The sequence below is a fragment of the Streptomyces sp. NPDC096324 genome (assembly GCF_044763015.1).
Taxonomy (GTDB): domain Bacteria; phylum Actinomycetota; class Actinomycetes; order Streptomycetales; family Streptomycetaceae; genus Streptomyces.
The window spans coordinates 144,174-160,231 of record NZ_JBIWFK010000016.1 but is presented as its reverse complement, the minus strand read 5'-3'; the positions used below and the strand labels follow the sequence as shown (position 1 = coordinate 160,231).

Genomic DNA, 16,058 nt, shown 5'->3' with positions numbered 1-16,058 from the left:
ACCGCGTCCTCACCCGCCATCCCCTTGATCAGCCGCAACGCGTCCGACACGTCATCCGCGAAATCCAGCAGATCCTTCGACAGCTTCCGCACCCGATCCGGATCACCCGGCGTCGGATCCTTCTCCAGATCCAGCACATGCCAGTCACCCGGCCGATTCCCCGCCATGCCGCAACCCCCGTCACGCCCGCCTCAACAACACCCGTACACACAAGCGAACTTACAGGGAGCACCGGTTGGGGCCGTAACCTCGTTCTCATGTCTCGCACCACTCCCCCGCGGCCCCTCGACGTCACCGCGCTGTTCCCCGAGCTCGCGCCGCTGGCTCGCACCGCCGTGCGGTTGCATCCGCGTCCGGGTGCGCCGACGGTCGCGGACAGTTCGATCGGCGGCCCCCTGCTGTGGCCCGCCGACGAGCCGTGGCCCACCTGCGCGGACCACGACGCGCCCACGCACCGGGGCCTCGCCCCCGGCGACGTACGGCAGCGGCGGCGCATCCTCGCCGACGCGTGGACCCGACCGCGCGCCGAGGGCGCCGACCTCCTCACGCCCGAGGAGCGCGAGATCGTCGATCGTGCGGTCTCCGAGACTCGGATACCCCAGGACGGCCCGGTCCCGCTCATCCCCGTGGCCCAGCTCTACGCCGCCGACATCCCCTCGCTGCCCCGCCCGGCCGACAGCGACCTGCTCCAGGTGCTCTGGTGCCCGTTCGACCACGACGAGGACTACCTCCCCGCTTCGGCGCTGTACTGGCGGGCCTCCTCGGACATCACCGACCCGCTCCCCGCACCGCCCGAGCCCTCGGTGATCGGCACCGGCGACTACCTGCCCGAGCCGTGCCTCCTGCACCCCGAGACGGTCACCGAGTACCCGGCCCCGCATGAGCTCCCCGCAGAACTGTCGGACCGGATCCACGACTGGGAGGAGGAACAGAACCCGGACGAGGAGGACGACATCGAGGTCGTCGACTACCAGTACGACCTCAGCGTCGCCCCCGGCTGCAAGCTCGGCGGCCACGGACCCTGGAGCTTCAGCGACCCGTTCCCGATGTCCTGCCCCGAGTGCGGCTCGGACGTGCGCCCCCTGCTCACCGTCGACGGCGCCGAATGGGACGGGAACACAAGCTGGCGCCCCCTGGAGGACGCCGACTACGACGGCCTGCACTTCCTCGGCCCGGCCTGTGCCACCCGGCTCAACATCGGCCGCGGCTACAACATGCAGATCTGCGTGTGCGTGTCCTCGTACGACCATCCACACGTGCAGAACATGCAGTAGCCGATCTCCGGGCGGACCTCAGACCGGCGCGAGCAACCGCTCCAGTGCCGCGTCGTACGCCCTGTATCCCGCCTTGCCGGACTCCGGCGCACCGGAGTCCGGGCGCAGGGCGTCGGGCAGACGGGCCACCCGCCACATGCGGAACACGCCCTCCGGAGTGCTGCGCCCGGCGTCGCCCACGAGCTCGCAGGCGATACGGGTGACCCCGGCCGCCAGGTCCCCGCCCTCCTCGGCGTCCACCCCGGCCGCGATTCCGGCGGTCACCAAGGCGTCCAGCAGGTCGACCAGCTGGAGGTCCGCGCCCATCCGGCACATCCGGCGCACCACCGGCGGATCCGCCAGATACGCGGGGTCGTCCTCCGACTCCGGGTCCCAGGTGATCCCCGCCGACCAGAGCAGCATGAACGGCACCTCGACCGGATGCTCGCGCAGGTACCCGAGCTCGTCCGAGATGGCCATGACAGGGTCGTCGAACCGGCCGATCGTCCGGACCGCCTCCATGATCCGGGCGATGTCCTCGCCCCTGGGCTTCAGGAAGGCCTCCACCGAGGCCTCTGCCAGATCCCAGGTACCGGTGTGGTTCACCGCGCCGATCTCGACGACTCCGCCCAGGGCGGCGAACACGGTACGGGCGTAGCTCTGCCGGTGGATCTCCGCTCCCCCGGTCAACTCTGAGCGGCGAACCCGACGAACGCCGTCCAGGCCGCGGGGGCCATGGCCAGGCGAGCGCCGCCCGGATTCTTGGAGTCGCGGATGTGGATCGTGGTGAGGCTGGGGGCTATCTCGACGCAGTCGCCGGCTTCGCTGCTGCTGCTGTAGCTGCTCTTGAACCACATCAGCCCGGAGGGGTTCTCGGGGGAAGTCACATGAATCATGTCTCTCCCAGCACTTGCTCGATGAAGGTCAACGACTCTCTCGGAGTGAGGGCTTGGGCCCGGATGATTCCATAGCGCAGCTCCAAGATCCGCAAGTCCTTGGGATCCGAGACAGGGCGACCGCTGAAAGCGCCGTCAGAACGTCCGACCGCCGTACCGTCATCGAACTTCAGCACCTCGATGAGCCCCTGCATCCCGGCGTGATCCTCTCGGTCGGCCGGCATCACCTGAAGCGCCACGTTCCGCAACTGACCAACGTGCAGAAGGTGTTCGAGCTGGCGGCGCAGCTTCATCTTCCCCCCGATGGGGCGCCGCAGCGTCACCTCTTCCTGGATGAAGCTGAGCGCTGGGGCAGGCGACCTTTCGTAGATCACCTTCCGGCTCATGCGCGCGGCGGTCTCACGCTCCACCACCTCCTGCGGATAGGCCGGCTGGCGTGTCTCGAACAGCGCCTGCGCGTACTCGGACGTCTGCAACAACCCATGGATGTTGTGGTTGCTGTACAGGAGAAGCTCGACCGCCCTCTCCTCCAGCATCTTCAGCTCGCGGACCTTCTTCGGGTACCGGGCCTTCTCCATGTCCTCCTTGAAGGCCCGGAGATGCCCGCCGGCGTTCAACACGTCGTCCGCGCGGTCCAGGAAGTCCACCCGGGGGATCCGCGCCCCGCGCTCCACTTTCCGGACCAGGTCCTCCCCGTACCCGATGGCCCGCCCGAAGTCGGCCACCCGCATCCCGGCCGTCTCCCGCCAGAGCCTGACCTGGCGGCCGGTCGCCTCGACCACCGGGGCGATCTCGTCCTCGGGGCTGACGTCCCACCCCGGCTCGTCCGCGCTCTCACCGCTCACACCCACCCACCTCCAACGCCAGTCGTTCCCGTACGACACCCAGGACAGCCGGGACAGATCGGGACAACGACCGGACAATCCCTGTACGCACCGACGTCTTCGCAGCTCACCGTAGGCAGGGTCGGACACGCTGAGTGACATGAATCAGGAAACCGTCGGGCTCGAAGCCCAACGCGTCGAACCCGTCCGCAACTTCAGCGTGCTGTTGTCCCCCACGCCACGCGGTGCCCGTCTGGGGAGGCTGCTGGCCACCGAACGACTCCGCGCCTGGGGATTGCCGTTGAGCCCGGCGGACCAGATCGTCGCCGAGCTCGCGACCAACGCGGCGACGCACGGCCGGGTACCGGGAAGGGACTTTCGCCTCACGCTGTACGTCGTCGGCGACACCCTCCGTATCGAGGTGACGGACACCGTGGGTGACCGGCTTCCCCGGGCCGGCCGGGCGGAACCCGGCGCCGAGCCGGGCCGCGGCCTGCTCCTCGTGAACGCGTTCGCGGACCGCTGGGGCGTGACACCAGGACCCGCCCCGCGCAAGACCGTCTGGGCCGAACTGAGGCTCCCGAAACCGGAGCGCGACGGACCGTGCTCCGGTGCGGCCTGCGGTCTTTTCCAAGCACCACCGGGGAGAAAGAACCCCCGCCAAGCCCCACCCCTCCCGCCCGCGGAGCGGTCTCACTCCCCCGAGTGAATATGCCCAACACGACTGGATTTGGGAGGGGTTGCCTGCCCTACGCTCAGCGCGACAGATCACGACCGCAGGCATCCACGAGCGACGACGGGCTTGCGGCAGGAAATGCGACGGCCCCCGCCGGGACTGCGAATCCCAGTGCGAGGGCCTGACCACCGAGGAAGTAAGGCTTCCCGATGGACACCGAAAACCCTAGCGCGCCCACGCGCCCCCAGTCCCGCATCCCGGGCAAAAACCACCCTCGCAGGCGCCCCCGTTCCGGCGTCGTGCACGACAACACCCGCCACACCGAACGCTTCACGGTGATCGGCAACCACCTCACCCAGCACCCGGAGCTGTCCGGACTCGCGATCGGGCTCGGCGCCCACATCCAGTCCCTGCCTGCCGGCGCCCCCGTCGACATCAAAACCCTCGCCGCCCGCTTCCCCGAGGGCGCCACCCGGATCGCCGCCGCCCTGCGCGAGCTGGAGACCCACGGCTACCTGCGCCGCACCCGCGAACGCACACCCGACGGCCGGATCGTCACTCGCACGGTCTCCTGCAACCGCCCAGGCCACCACGGCACGGCGGACACCGGCGCGGCCCCCGGACCGCCTGCCCGACGCCCGGCCCCACCCACTCGACGATCGGCCCCGCCCGACCGAGGCCGGGCCTCGTCGGCCCGGCGCCCCGTCCCGGCCGAACGCCCGCCCCGCAAGGCGCTCCCGGCCGTCCCGAAGCCCGCGCACCCCTCCCCCGCCCTCCTCCGGACGGCCGTCGACCTCCTCGGGGGCCTGCGCCGCACGGACCCCCGGCTCCTGCTCTCCGCCACCGACGCCGAACACCTCGCCCCGGGAGTCGTCGCCTGGCTGGAGCGCGACCTCACCCCCGGCGCCGTACGCCACGCCCTGACCAGGGACCTGCCACCCGAAGACCTGCACCGCCCGGCCGCCCTCCTGGCCCACCGCCTCACCGCCCACCTACCGCCCCCGCCGCCGTTCCGTGCCCCCGCACCGCCACCGGTCGTCCGGCATCCGCTCCGGAACTGCGACGGCTGCGACAGGGGAATCCGCGCGGCCGAGCCGGGACTCTGCCGCGACTGCCGATCCGATCCCCTGGAGGCCGCTTAGCCTGAACGGGACGATCCTTGCCCCTGGGCACAGAGGAGGAGCGAGCGCCATGACCATCGCCCCGGACGACGCGCGGCAGGGCACCTCCCACCTGTACCGGGCCATGCGCGACTTCGTGGAGTCGACGGACGGCACCCTTCCCGGCAGATTCGAGATCACCAAGGAAGGAATCGTCGTCGACATGACGTCGCCGGTCCGGCAGCACGAACTCACCGCATTGCGTCTCCGGAAGCGCCTGGAGAAGGTCATGCCCGAGGAGATCGCTGCCCACACGGGCGAGCCCGATGTCGAAGTGGCGCCGGAATGCATCATGCGCCGCCCTGACATCATGGTGATCGCCGAGGCGGACATGGAGGGGGACGGGTCCTTCGACCCGCTGACGCTCATCGCCTCTGTCGAGATCGTGTCCCGCTCCAATCCGGACAACGACTGGGTCAGCAAGATGCGCGACTACCCCCTCATGGGCATCCCCGTCTACGCGGTCTTCGACCCGCGCACCGGTACCGGTGCCGTCCTCACCGACATCCACCCCACCCCGGACGGCCCCCGTTACGCGACCCGCAAGGACTTCGTCTACGGCGAGGACGTGGCCATCGCCGACTGGACCATCTCCACGGCCGACCTGCCGCTCTACCCGGACATCTGACCGGGCCTCGGCCCTCCGGGCCGCCGCACCCACCACCGGTCGACGCAAAGGGCCCGCACGCCCCCTTCGGCCGTACGAGCCCTCTCCGTGAGTCCGGGTTCCCCCGGTCAGATCACACCCTGCTCCAGCATCGCGGAGGCGACCCGCTCGAAGCCCGCGATGTTCGCGCCGCTGACGTAGTCGCCGGGGACGCCGTAGCGCTCGGCGGTCTCGTGGCACATGGCGTGGATGTTGTTCATGATGCCGGTCAGCTCGTCCTCGACCCGCTCGCGGGACCACGAGGTGCGGGCGTGGTTCTGGCTCATCTCCAGCGCGCTGACCGCGACACCGCCCGCGTTGGCCGCCTTGCCGGGGCCGAAGGCGACGCCCGCCTTCTGGAAGAGGTGGACCGCCTCGGGGGTGGTGGGCATGTTGGCGCCCTCGGAGACCGCCTTCACGCCGTTGCCGATCAGCGCGGCCGCCGCGGTCGCGTCCAGCTCGTTCTGGGTGGCCGAGGGCAGCGCGACATCGCCCGGCACGTCCCACACGCTGCCGTTCGCGACGAACCGTGCCGAGGCGCCGCGCCGTTCCGCGTAGTCGGCGACCCGGCCACGCTCGACCTCCTTGACCTGCTTGAGCAGCTCGACGTCGATGCCCTTGTCGTCGACGACGTACCCCGTCGAGTCGGAGCAGGTCACCGGGTTGGCGCCGAGCGCGGTGAGCTTCTCGATGGTGTACGTGGCGACATTGCCGGAGCCGGAGACGACCGCGGTCTGGCCCTCCAGGTCCTCGCCGCGCTCCCGCAGCATGGCGGCGGCGAACAGGACGTTGCCGTAGCCGGTCGCCTCGGGCCGGATCAGCGAACCGCCCCATTGCGTGCCCTTGCCGGTCAGGACACCGGCCTCCCAGCGGTTGGTGATGCGCCGGTACTGGCCGAACAGGTAGCCGATCTCACGACCGCCCACGCCGATGTCGCCCGCCGGCACGTCCGTGTGCTCGCCGATGTGCCGGTACAGCTCGGTCATGAACGACTGGCAGAACCGCATGACCTCGGCGTCCGACCTGCCGCGCGGGTCGAAGTCGCTGCCGCCCTTGCCGCCACCGATGCCGAGACCGGTCAGGGCGTTCTTGAAGATCTGCTCGAAGCCGAGGAACTTCACGATGCCGAGGTTCACCGACGGGTGGAAGCGCAGACCGCCCTTGTACGGGCCGAGCGCGCTGTTGAACTCCACGCGGTAGCCGCGGTTGACGTGGACCTTGCCGTGGTCGTCCTGCCACGGGACGCGGAAGATGATCTGCCGCTCGGGCTCCACCACGCGTTCGACGAGAGCCGCTTCCCCGTACTCCGGGCGCTGCGAGAGGACCGGAGCCAGCGTTTCGAGCACCTCGTGCGCGGCCTGGAGGAACTCGGGCTGCGCCGGGTTGCGCCGCTCGATGTCGGCGAGCAAGGAGGCGATACGGCTCTTCGTGTCGGGGCGGGTCACCTGGGGTCCCTTCAGACAGGGCCGCCGGAACGGCTGACCGGGGTCGGTTCGACCGGTCGGTTCCGGCGGCAGCGGTGCGCAGAGCAGTCGGGCCCCCGCCCTGGAGCGGGAGACCGTCCCTACAGTCTTCCTCCTGAATTACGGATGCGTTACGTGATTCTTTCGACACGCACCAAGATTCGTTTTACCTGGAGGGATCGGCGCCGTACCGGAACAGCGTTCGGGCTTCGTATACGAATTCGACCGCCTCGCGAGACGAGCCGGGCATGCGAAAGGGCCCGTACGACCGAAGTCGTACGGGCCCTCTCAAGGAGCTCGTTAAGGAGCTACCAGGTCAGATCACTTACTTCGTGATCTTGGTGACCTGGCCGGCGCCCACGGTCCGGCCACCCTCACGGATGGCGAACTTCAGGCCCTCTTCCATGGCGACGGGCTGGATGAGCGCAACGGTCATCTCAGTGTTGTCGCCCGGCATGACCATCTCCGTGCCCTCGGGGAGGGTCACAACACCGGTCACGTCAGTCGTACGGAAGTAGAACTGCGGACGGTAGTTGTTGAAGAACGGCGTGTGGCGGCCACCCTCGTCCTTGGACAGGATGTACGCCTGCGCCTCGAACTCGGTGTGCGGCGTGACCGAACCCGGCTTGATGATGACCTGGCCGCGCTCGACGTCCTCGCGCTTGATGCCACGGAGGAGCAGACCGACGTTCTCACCGGCCTGGCCCTCGTCGAGCAGCTTGCGGAACATCTCGATGCCGGTGACCGTGGTCGTGGTCTTGTCCTGCTTGATGCCGATGATGTCAACGGTCTCGTTGACCTTCAGGACACCACGCTCGATACGGCCGGTGACGACCGTACCGCGACCGGTGATCGTGAAGACGTCCTCGACGGGCATGAGGAACGGCTTCTCGGTGTCACGCGGCGGGGTCGGGATGGCCTCGTCGACGGCGGCCATGAGGTCCAGAACGGTCTGGCCCCACTCCTTGTCGCCCTCGAGCGCCTTGAGCGCCGAGACCTTGACGACCGGAAGGTCGTCGCCCGGGAACTCGTACTCGGAGAGGAGCTCACGGACCTCGAGCTCGACGAGCTCCAGGATCTCCTCGTCGTCCACCATGTCGGCCTTGTTCAGGGCGACGACGATGTACGGAACGCCGACCTGGCGGGCCAGGAGCACGTGCTCCTTGGTCTGCGGCATCGGGCCGTCGGTCGCGGCGACGACGAGGATGGCGCCGTCCATCTGCGCCGCACCCGTGATCATGTTCTTGATGTAGTCCGCGTGACCGGGGCAGTCGACGTGGGCGTAGTGGCGGCCCTCCGTCTGGTACTCGACGTGCGCGATCGAGATCGTGATACCGCGCTGGCGCTCCTCGGGAGCCTTGTCGATCTGGTCGAAGGCCGAGGCCTCGTTCAGGTCCGGGTACGCGTCGTGCAGCACCTTGGTAATGGCGGCCGTGAGGGTCGTCTTACCGTGGTCGATGTGACCGATGGTGCCGATGTTGACGTGCGGCTTAGTCCGCTCGAACTTTGCCTTCGCCACTGGGGTCCTCCTGCGGAGTGGTTCTGGTACGCCTTACTCATCGGCGCCAGGTGATCTTTGCTGGGATGCCGCCCGCCGGGGATTCCCCTTCCGGGTGAGCCCCGGCGGTCGGTGTCAAGCCTAAAGCGTGTAAACGGGGTGTGTTACTCGCCCTTGGCCTTCGCGATGATCTCCTCGGCGACGTTCCGGGGAACCTCGGCGTAGGAGTCGAACTGCATCGAGTAGCTGGCGCGACCCGACGTCTTGCTGCGGAGGTCTCCGACATAGCCGAACATCTCCGAGAGGGGCACGAGGCCCTTCACGACGCGAGCGCCGCTGCGCTCCTCCATGGCCTGGATCTGGCCACGGCGGGAGTTGAGGTCGCCGATGACATCGCCCATCGACTCCTCGGGCGTGGTGACCTCGACGGCCATCATCGGCTCGAGGAGCACGGGGGAAGCCTTGCGAGCGGCTTCCTTGAACGCCTGCGAACCGGCGATCTTGAACGCGAGCTCGGAGGAGTCGACCTCGTGGTAGCCACCGTCGAGAAGAATGACGCGGACGCCCGTCATCTCGTAGCCGGCCAGGATGCCGAACTGCATGGCCTCCTGCGCACCGGCGTCCACCGACGGGATGTACTCCCGCGGGATACGGCCACCGGTCACCTTGTTCACGAACTCGTACGCCGGACCGTCGGTCTCGGTGATGGGCTCGATCGCGATCTGCACCTTGGCGAACTGACCGGTACCACCGGTCTGCTTCTTGTGGGTGAAGTCGTGACGCTCGACGGTCTTGCGGATCGTCTCACGGTAGGCGACCTGCGGCTTACCGACGTTGGCCTCGACCCTGAACTCACGCTTCATACGGTCGACCAGCACCTCGAGGTGCAGCTCGCCCATACCGCCGAGGATGGTCTGGCCGGTCTCCTCGTCCGAGTGAACGTGGAAGGAGGGGTCCTCCTCCGCGAGACGCTGGATGGCGACACCCAGCTTCTCCTGGTCACCCTTGGACTTGGGCTCGATGGCGACCTGGATGACCGGCGCCGGGAAGTCCATGGACTCCAGGATCACCGGGTTCTTGTCATCGCAGAGCGTCTCACCGGTCGTGGTCTGCTTCAGACCCATCACGGCGACGATGTCGCCGGCGCCCACCGCCTCGATCTCCTCACGCTTGTTCGCGTGCATGCGGTAGATCTTGCCGATGCGCTCCTTCTTGCCCTTGACGGAGTTCAGCACCGCGGTGCCAGTCTCCAGGCGGCCCGAGTAGACCCGGACGAAGGTGAGCTTGCCCAGGTGCGGGTCGCTCATGATCTTGAACGCGAGCGCGGACAGCGGCTCGTCCTCGGACGGCTTGCGCTTGACGACCAGTTCCGCGTCCTTCACGTCGTGGCCCTCGATGGCCTCGACGTCAAGCGGAGTCGGCAGGTAGCGCACGACCGCGTCGAGCAGGGGCTGAACGCCCTTGTTCTTGAACGCGGTGCCACAGAACACCGGGGTGACCGTGACGTCCTTGGACTTGCCGGACGCGATGGTGACGCGACGGATCGCGGCGTACAGCTGCTCCTCGGTGGGCTCCTGGCCCTCCAGGAACAGCTCCATGATCTCGTCGTCGTGCTCCGCGACGGTCTCGACCAGCTGACCGCGGTACAGCTCAGCGGCCTCGACGTGCGTGGCCGGGATGTCGACGACGTCGTACATCTCGCCCTTGGCCGCCTCGGCGGACCACACGAGCGCCTTCATGCGGACGAGGTCCACAACGCCCTGGAAGTCCATCTCGGCACCGATCGGGAGCTGCATGATGATCGGGACGGCGCCGAGGCGGTCCTTGATCATGTCCACGCAGCGGTGGAACTCGGCGCCGGTGCGGTCCAGCTTGTTCACGAAGCAGATGCGCGGCACGCCGTAACGGTCGGCCTGACGCCACACCGTCTCGGACTGCGGCTCGACACCGGCGACACCGTCGAACACCGTGACGGCACCGTCGAGGACGCGGAGCGAACGCTCCACCTCGACCGTGAAGTCGACGTGCCCCGGGGTGTCGATGATGTTGATCGTGTAGTCGTTGTCCTCAAGCGGCCAGTGACAGGTGGTGGCAGCAGAGGTGATCGTGATGCCACGCTCCTGCTCCTGCTCCATCCAGTCCATGGTGGCGGCGCCGTCGTGGACTTCACCGATCTTGTAGCTGACGCCGGTGTAGAAGAGGATCCGCTCAGTGGTGGTCGTCTTGCCCGCGTCGATGTGAGCCATGATCCCAATGTTGCGGACCCTGGCCAGGTCAAGTGAAGTGGTAGCCATAAGGCTTCAGTCTTCTCTCGGTCTCGATGTGGGTAACGACTACCAGCGGTAGTGCGCGAAGGCCTTGTTGGACTCGGCCATCTTGTGGGTGTCCTCGCGCTTCTTCACAGCGGCACCAAGGCCGTTGGAGGCGTCGAGAAGCTCGTTGAGCAGGCGCTCGGTCATCGTCTTCTCGCGGCGGGCGCGGGAGTAACCGACGAGCCAGCGCAGCGCGAGCGTGTTGGCGCGACCGGGCTTGACCTCGATCGGGACCTGGTACGTCGCACCACCGACACGGCGGGACTTGACCTCGAGGGTCGGCTTGATGTTCTCAAGCGCGCGCTTCAGCGTGATGATCGGGTCGTTGCCCGTCTTCTCACGCAGACCCTCCATGGCGCCGTAGACGATGCGCTCGGCGGTGGAGCGCTTGCCGTTCAGCAGCACCTTGTTGATGAGGGAGGTCACCAGAGGGGAACCGTAGACCGGGTCGATGATGACCGGGCGCTTCGGGGCGGGGCCCTTACGAGGCATTTCTACTTCTCCTTCTTGGCGCCGTAGCGGCTGCGGGCCTGCTTGCGGTTCTTGACACCCTGGGTGTCGAGGGAACCGCGGATGATCTTGTAACGAACACCAGGCAGGTCCTTCACACGGCCGCCGCGCACGAGCACGATGGAGTGCTCCTGCAGGTTGTGTCCCTCACCCGGAATGTAAGCCGTGACCTCGATCCCGCTGGTCAGACGCACACGCGCGACCTTACGCAGGGCCGAGTTCGGCTTCTTCGGGGTGGTCGTGAACACACGCGTGCAGACGCCGCGACGCTGGGGCGAACCCTCGAGTGCGGGCGTCTTGTTCTTCTCGACCTTGTCCTGCCGGCCCTTCCGGACCAGCTGCTGGATCGTAGGCACTACTTCTCCGGTTTCTGTGTGCCGAATGGTGAAGCTAACCTGGAACGCCACCGACCCACGCGGTCGGGTGTGTCGAATACTGCGGACCCTCGCCGCGAGGCGAAAAGGGCGCAGATTGCGGTGGCCGCTTACGGCTCCCCTTGCGGTCTGAAGGCACGCACGAGAGCCAGGGCACACCCCAGGCACAAGGTAAGAGCGTACCTACCTCACGGACTTCGGTCAAAACAAATGCCGTGGTGCCCGACACGCCGGACTTCTCCCGATCCATTCTCGGGGCACTTCACACTTGGCGCAGCTTGTCACCGGTTCCGCGATGAAAGTCCCCGATTCGGTCACCACCACACACACTGGGTGAGTACGTTGACCCGTTGCCACGCACCGGTCACCGTGCGTCGGCCACGGGGCCGATCGGGGGACGGGGGATGGACTCATGACGGCTGCGCCCTTGCCCGGGGACGAGAGCCTGGACGACCGGGTGCCGTTCCTGGCACGCCTGGAGAGCGAGGACCGCTCCGCGCTGCTGTCCCTCGGACACGAGCTGTCCTTCACACCCCGGACGGTGCTCCTGCGCCAGAGCGAACCCTCCTCGCACGTGCTGTTCGTGACGCACGGCTGGACGAAGGTGACGGCCGCCGCCGCCAACGGCTACGAGGCGCTGCTCGCGCTGCGCGGCCCCGGCGACATCGTCGGGGAGTCCGCCGCGCTCACCGGCCGGCCGCGCTCCGCGACGGTGACGGCCCTGGAACCGGTCCGCACGGTCGCGCTCGTACGCGAGCAGTTCCGGGACTTCCTCGCGGGCTCCCCCGCGGTCTCCTTCGCCCTCCTCGGCCTCACCTCCGACCGCACCCGGGCCGCCGACCGCCGCCGTCTGGAGTTCGCCTCCATGAGCGTCCGCGAGCGCTTCGCGGCACTCCTGCTCGACCTGGCCCGCACGAACGGCCACCGCACCGAGGAGGGCGTCGAACTCTCCGTCCCGCTGAGCAAACAGGAGCTCGCGGGCTCGGTGGGAGCCTCCCGGGAGATGGTCCAGCGTCTGCTGAAGGAACTCCGGGAACGGGAAGCGGTGCTGACGGGCCGGCGGACGCTGGTGATCCTGCGCATGGACGTCCTGCGGAGGATCGCCCGGCGATGAACCGTCAGACCGCACCGGGACGCGCCGGCGGCCCCTCCCCCGGCGGACCGCCCGGCGCCGCACCCCCGGCAGCCGGGACTCCCGCGACCACGGACCACTTCTGTGCACACGGTCACACTTCGAGTGGGACATCCGTCCTCACACCCGTCCCACCGGTGACGCCACGCTGCTTGCCAGGCGAGGCCCCCACCGAAAGGCGACCATGACCGACCCCGTGAGCCGGACGATCCTCCTGCTGGACATCGAGAAGTACAGCGACCGGGACGACGTGGAGCAGGCCTACCTGCGCCGGATGCTGTACGACATCACGGACCGCGCGCTGGAGAGCGCCGGCATCGACGAGCGGCTGCGCCTGCGGGCGGACCGCGGCGACTCGGTGATGGAGCTGATCGACGCCAACGCCTCCGTCACGGCACTGCTGCGCACCCTGCTCACCGAGGTCCCCGACCTGCTCCGCGCGGTCAACCGGACAGCGTCCAGCTCGGCCCAGATCCGGCTGCGCGGTGTCGTGGCCACCGGCTACGTCGCCGTCGACGAGCACGACGGCTGGGTCGGCTCCGACCTCAACCACGCCTGCCGGCTCCTCGACGCGGCACTGCTGCGCGCCGCCCTGCGGGAGCGGCCGGACGACTTCGCCCTGTGCGTCTCCGAGGGCGTGCACGCCGGAATCGTGCGGCACGACCACCCCGGCATCCCGGCGCAGGACTTCCGCGCGGTGACGGTGGACAGCAAGAACGGACCCCTGCGGGCCTGGCTGCACGGCCCGGTCCCGTACGGGGCGGACGGCCACAGTGAAAGAGGGGGAGCCCCGGCGCCGGACTGCTCGGGGGAGAGCCCGGCGCCGGGGGCGGACACCTCCGTACCCCCGGCGGAACCGACGGCGACGACGGAACAGGCGGCGGCTGCGGAACGGGCGGCGACGGGACCGGCGGCCGAGCCCGCGCGGACCGAGCAGTCCCCTCGGCTCCCGCGGCCCGAGCAGCGACCCGCACAGCCCGCCGCGCCGCCCGGCAGAGTCGTCTTCGACTTCGGCGGCGGCTCCCCCAGCTTCGGCGGAAGCCTCGTCGCGGGGGACCAGCACGGAGTGTCCGGCGGTCAGGTCACCGGGGACGTCCACCTGGGCCGGAGCGGGGGTGAGCCCGCGTGACCGTGCCCTCGCCCGCGCACCGGGGCGGCCCCGACGACGTACCACCGCCGGACCCGCCGTGGACACCGGGACCGCACCCGGACCCCGCCGCGGACCCCGGCGCGGACGAGCCCGAGGAGGACACCCAGGAAGCCCGGGCCGCCCAGCGCGAACTCGTCGCGCACACACCGGGGTTCATCTTCAGCGAGGCCGCGTCCTTCGGCGGCAGCCTGGTCGCCGGGGCCCAGCACGGAGTCTCGGCGGGCGGCTCGGCCCGTGACGTGTTCCTGGGCGGCAAGACGGAGATCCACCACCACGGGACGGGCTCCGCGTCGCAGGCGTACGCCTCCGGCGAGATCCCCCGGCAGGGGCTCGACGCGCTCGCCTCGGTCTTCGTCGAGAGCCCCGCCTTCGCCGCCGCCCTGGCCCGGCTGCGCGACGAGCGCGTCCTCGTCCTCGCCGGCGCCCACTCCACCGGCCGCTACGCCGCCGCGCTCATGCTCCTGCACCGCCTCGGCGTGCCCGCCGTGCGCGCGCTGTCCGCCGAGACCGGCCCGGCGACCCTGGCCGGACAGCTCACCGCGCCCGGCGGCCACGTCCTGCGCGACCTGCCGCTGAGCCGCAACCGCCCGCTGCGCGACACCCACCTGTACGCGGCCCGCGACCGGCTCGCGAAGAGCGACGGGTATCTGGTCGTGACCCTGGAGAGATCCCCGTTCCTGCTGGGCGTCACCCCGTCCGTCTGGGAACCCCCGGAGGCGGCCGCGGTGCTGCGCGCCCACCTGGCCGACCTGCGCGAAGAGCCCGGAGACAGCGCCGGTCTGCTCGGCCTCGGCCCCGTCCGGGACTTCCTCGCGCGCGGCGCCCACCGGCCCGCCGAGGTGGCCCGGTTCGCCGTCGAGGTCGCCCGCTACGACGGCGGCGAGGAGGCGGCGGCCCGCCTCGCCGACTTCGGGCACGCGGCCGTCGAGCAGCAGTGCCGGGAGTGGCTCGGCGACCCCGAGGCCACCCTGCGCGACAAGGCGTTCCTCATCTCGCTCGCCGTCTTCGACCAGGCTCCCTACGTGCTCGCCGCCGAACTCGCCGACACGCTGTACGTGCACTTCCAGCGGCTCCAGCATCCCGGGCAGCCGCCGGAGATCCCGGTGTTCGGACTCGCCGCCGAGGCCCGGCTGGAGCGGGCACGGGCCGAGGGCGAGTTACGCGACGAGGAGACCGACTGGGGTCCCGTGCCGCAGTTCACGGCCCGCTTCAAGAAGGAGAACACCCCGCGGGTGCTGCTCGGCGAGGTCTGGACGGGCCATCCGTCGGCCCGGCCCGCGCTCGTCGCCTGGCTGAAGGAGCTGGCCCGCGACAGCCGTCCGGTCGTCCGGACCCGGGCCGCCGCGGCCGCCGCGCTGCTGGCCCGCGCCGACCTGCCCTCGGCGATGGCACTGCTGATCGACGGGTGGGCGACGTCCAAGGCCTTCGGCCCCCGGATCACCGCCGCGAACACCCTCACCCTCGCCCAGCTCCTCGACGCCCCCGTCGTCCTGCGCCTGCTCACCCAGTGGTGCACGGCCCCCCACTGGGCCCGCCGCTGGACCGCGATCCGCGCCTTCGGCCTGCTCGCCCCGCTGCGCCCCGACCTCGCCGGCCCGGCGCTCGGCGCCCTCGCCGCCCGGGCCCGCGCCGGAGGCAGCGACAGGACCGAGTCGAACAACCTGGTCGACTCGACGGCCCTGCTGCTGTCCGTGGGCGGGCGGCGCGGCGAGATGCTCTCCGAACTGGTGCGTCTGCTCCACCACGACACCGCCTCGGTCCGGGCGCTCGCGCTGGCCGCGTTCGTGCGCTCCTGCGACAACGCGGAGGAGGGCGCGCTCGTCGAGTGGTACGCCGACACCGGCATGTACGAGAGCGACTCGGCCCGCGACCTCGCCACCCTCTGGCGGACCGCGCTCGGCGACCGGGGTCACACCCGTGGCGCCCTGACCGCCCTGCGCACCTGGGTACGGCTGGCCGAGCGCCGCGCGGACGTCGCGCAGGCCCTGGAGCTGCTGCTGCCCGCGCTGATCGCCACGGCGGACGACCGCAAGCGGCTGAGCCACGAACTGGCCGGCCTGCCCGCCCAGGACGGCGGCGCGCGCTCAGCCGTGGCCGACCGGCTGCTCCGCCTTCTGATCCCCTCCACCCCAGATCCATCGAGAGATCCATCGAGGAGTTGAAC

General features: G+C 69.7%; 15 protein-coding genes. 7 read left to right on the top strand and 8 right to left on the bottom strand.

Annotated elements, in window-relative coordinates; genetic code table 11:
* The first annotated feature begins 257 nt into the window (after positions 1-257).
* Complete coding sequence (locus tag ACIQ7M_RS34530; protein WP_403651579.1) at positions 258-1,274, top strand: hypothetical protein; 1,017 nt, start codon at positions 258-260, stop codon at positions 1,272-1,274.
* Positions 1,275-1,292: 18 nt separating this feature from the next.
* On the opposite strand, the gene ACIQ7M_RS34525 is transcribed toward ACIQ7M_RS34530, so the two are convergent.
* The 3 genes from ACIQ7M_RS34525 to ACIQ7M_RS34515 are packed head-to-tail and all read right to left on the bottom strand — an operon-like array spanning position 1,293 to position 2,994.
* Positions 1,293-1,943 carry a hypothetical protein gene (locus ACIQ7M_RS34525; RefSeq protein WP_403651577.1) on the bottom strand — a complete coding sequence of 217 codons (651 nt, stop codon included), beginning with the start codon at positions 1,941-1,943 and terminating at the stop codon, positions 1,293-1,295.
* Positions 1,940-2,149, bottom strand: a complete 210-nt coding sequence (locus ACIQ7M_RS34520; protein ID WP_403651575.1) for a DUF397 domain-containing protein — start codon at positions 2,147-2,149, stop codon at positions 1,940-1,942. Before ACIQ7M_RS34520 ends, ACIQ7M_RS34525 begins: the two co-directional genes overlap by 4 nt.
* The gene (locus tag ACIQ7M_RS34515; RefSeq protein ID WP_403651573.1) at positions 2,146-2,994 is read right to left on the bottom strand and encodes a helix-turn-helix domain-containing protein; all 849 of its coding nucleotides are present in this window, start codon (positions 2,992-2,994) and stop codon (positions 2,146-2,148) included. The genes ACIQ7M_RS34520 and ACIQ7M_RS34515 overlap by 4 nt, the downstream gene beginning before the upstream one ends.
* A 139-nt stretch (positions 2,995-3,133) precedes the next feature.
* Between ACIQ7M_RS34515 and ACIQ7M_RS34510 the strand changes: the two genes are divergently transcribed.
* The 3 genes from ACIQ7M_RS34510 to ACIQ7M_RS34500 all read left to right on the top strand — a co-directional run bounded on the left by ACIQ7M_RS34510 (position 3,134) and on the right by ACIQ7M_RS34500 (position 5,437).
* Positions 3,134-3,682, top strand: a complete 549-nt coding sequence (locus ACIQ7M_RS34510) for an ATP-binding protein (RefSeq protein ID WP_403651571.1) — start codon at positions 3,134-3,136, stop codon at positions 3,680-3,682.
* A 176-nt stretch (positions 3,683-3,858) separates the two neighbouring features.
* Positions 3,859-4,791, top strand: coding sequence for a helix-turn-helix domain-containing protein (locus ACIQ7M_RS34505; protein WP_403651569.1), 933 nt, complete (start codon positions 3,859-3,861; stop codon positions 4,789-4,791).
* Between the two features lie 49 nt (positions 4,792-4,840).
* On the top strand, positions 4,841-5,437 hold the full coding sequence (locus ACIQ7M_RS34500; RefSeq protein WP_403651567.1) for a Uma2 family endonuclease: 597 nt from the start codon (positions 4,841-4,843) through the stop codon (positions 5,435-5,437).
* Between the two features lie 107 nt (positions 5,438-5,544).
* On the opposite strand, the gene gdhA is transcribed toward ACIQ7M_RS34500, so the two are convergent.
* The 5 genes from gdhA to rpsL form a co-directional block, all read right to left on the bottom strand.
* Positions 5,545-6,900, bottom strand: a complete 1,356-nt coding sequence (gene gdhA, locus ACIQ7M_RS34495) for an NADP-specific glutamate dehydrogenase (protein WP_403651565.1) — start codon at positions 6,898-6,900, stop codon at positions 5,545-5,547.
* A gap of 343 nt (positions 6,901-7,243) precedes the next feature.
* Positions 7,244-8,437, bottom strand: coding sequence for an elongation factor Tu (tuf, locus tag ACIQ7M_RS34490; RefSeq protein WP_339130935.1), 1,194 nt, complete (start codon positions 8,435-8,437; stop codon positions 7,244-7,246).
* Between the two features lie 143 nt (positions 8,438-8,580).
* Entirely contained in the window at positions 8,581-10,710 is a 2,130-nt protein-coding gene (fusA, locus tag ACIQ7M_RS34485; protein WP_403651563.1) for an elongation factor G, read from the bottom strand.
* Between the two features lie 39 nt (positions 10,711-10,749).
* Positions 10,750-11,220 (bottom strand): 30S ribosomal protein S7, encoded by a 471-nt coding sequence (gene rpsG, locus ACIQ7M_RS34480; RefSeq protein ID WP_003992340.1) that lies wholly within the window; start codon positions 11,218-11,220, stop codon positions 10,750-10,752.
* 2 nt (positions 11,221-11,222) lie between these two features.
* The gene (gene rpsL, locus ACIQ7M_RS34475; protein WP_003948652.1) at positions 11,223-11,594 is read right to left on the bottom strand and encodes a 30S ribosomal protein S12; all 372 of its coding nucleotides are present in this window, start codon (positions 11,592-11,594) and stop codon (positions 11,223-11,225) included.
* Positions 11,595-12,024: 430 nt separating this feature from the next.
* On the opposite strand from rpsL, the gene ACIQ7M_RS34470 reads away from it, so the two are divergent.
* The 3 genes from ACIQ7M_RS34470 to ACIQ7M_RS34460 all read left to right on the top strand — a co-directional run bounded on the left by ACIQ7M_RS34470 (position 12,025) and on the right by ACIQ7M_RS34460 (position 16,056).
* Positions 12,025-12,726 carry a Crp/Fnr family transcriptional regulator gene (locus ACIQ7M_RS34470; RefSeq protein WP_403651561.1) on the top strand — a complete coding sequence of 234 codons (702 nt, stop codon included), beginning with the start codon at positions 12,025-12,027 and terminating at the stop codon, positions 12,724-12,726.
* Positions 12,727-12,928: 202 nt separating this feature from the next.
* On the top strand, positions 12,929-13,873 hold the full coding sequence (locus ACIQ7M_RS34465) for a hypothetical protein (RefSeq protein ID WP_403651559.1): 945 nt from the start codon (positions 12,929-12,931) through the stop codon (positions 13,871-13,873).
* Entirely contained in the window at positions 13,870-16,056 is a 2,187-nt protein-coding gene (locus tag ACIQ7M_RS34460; RefSeq protein ID WP_403651557.1) for a hypothetical protein, read from the top strand. Before ACIQ7M_RS34465 ends, ACIQ7M_RS34460 begins: the two co-directional genes overlap by 4 nt.
* Positions 16,057-16,058: the final 2 nt, after the last annotated feature.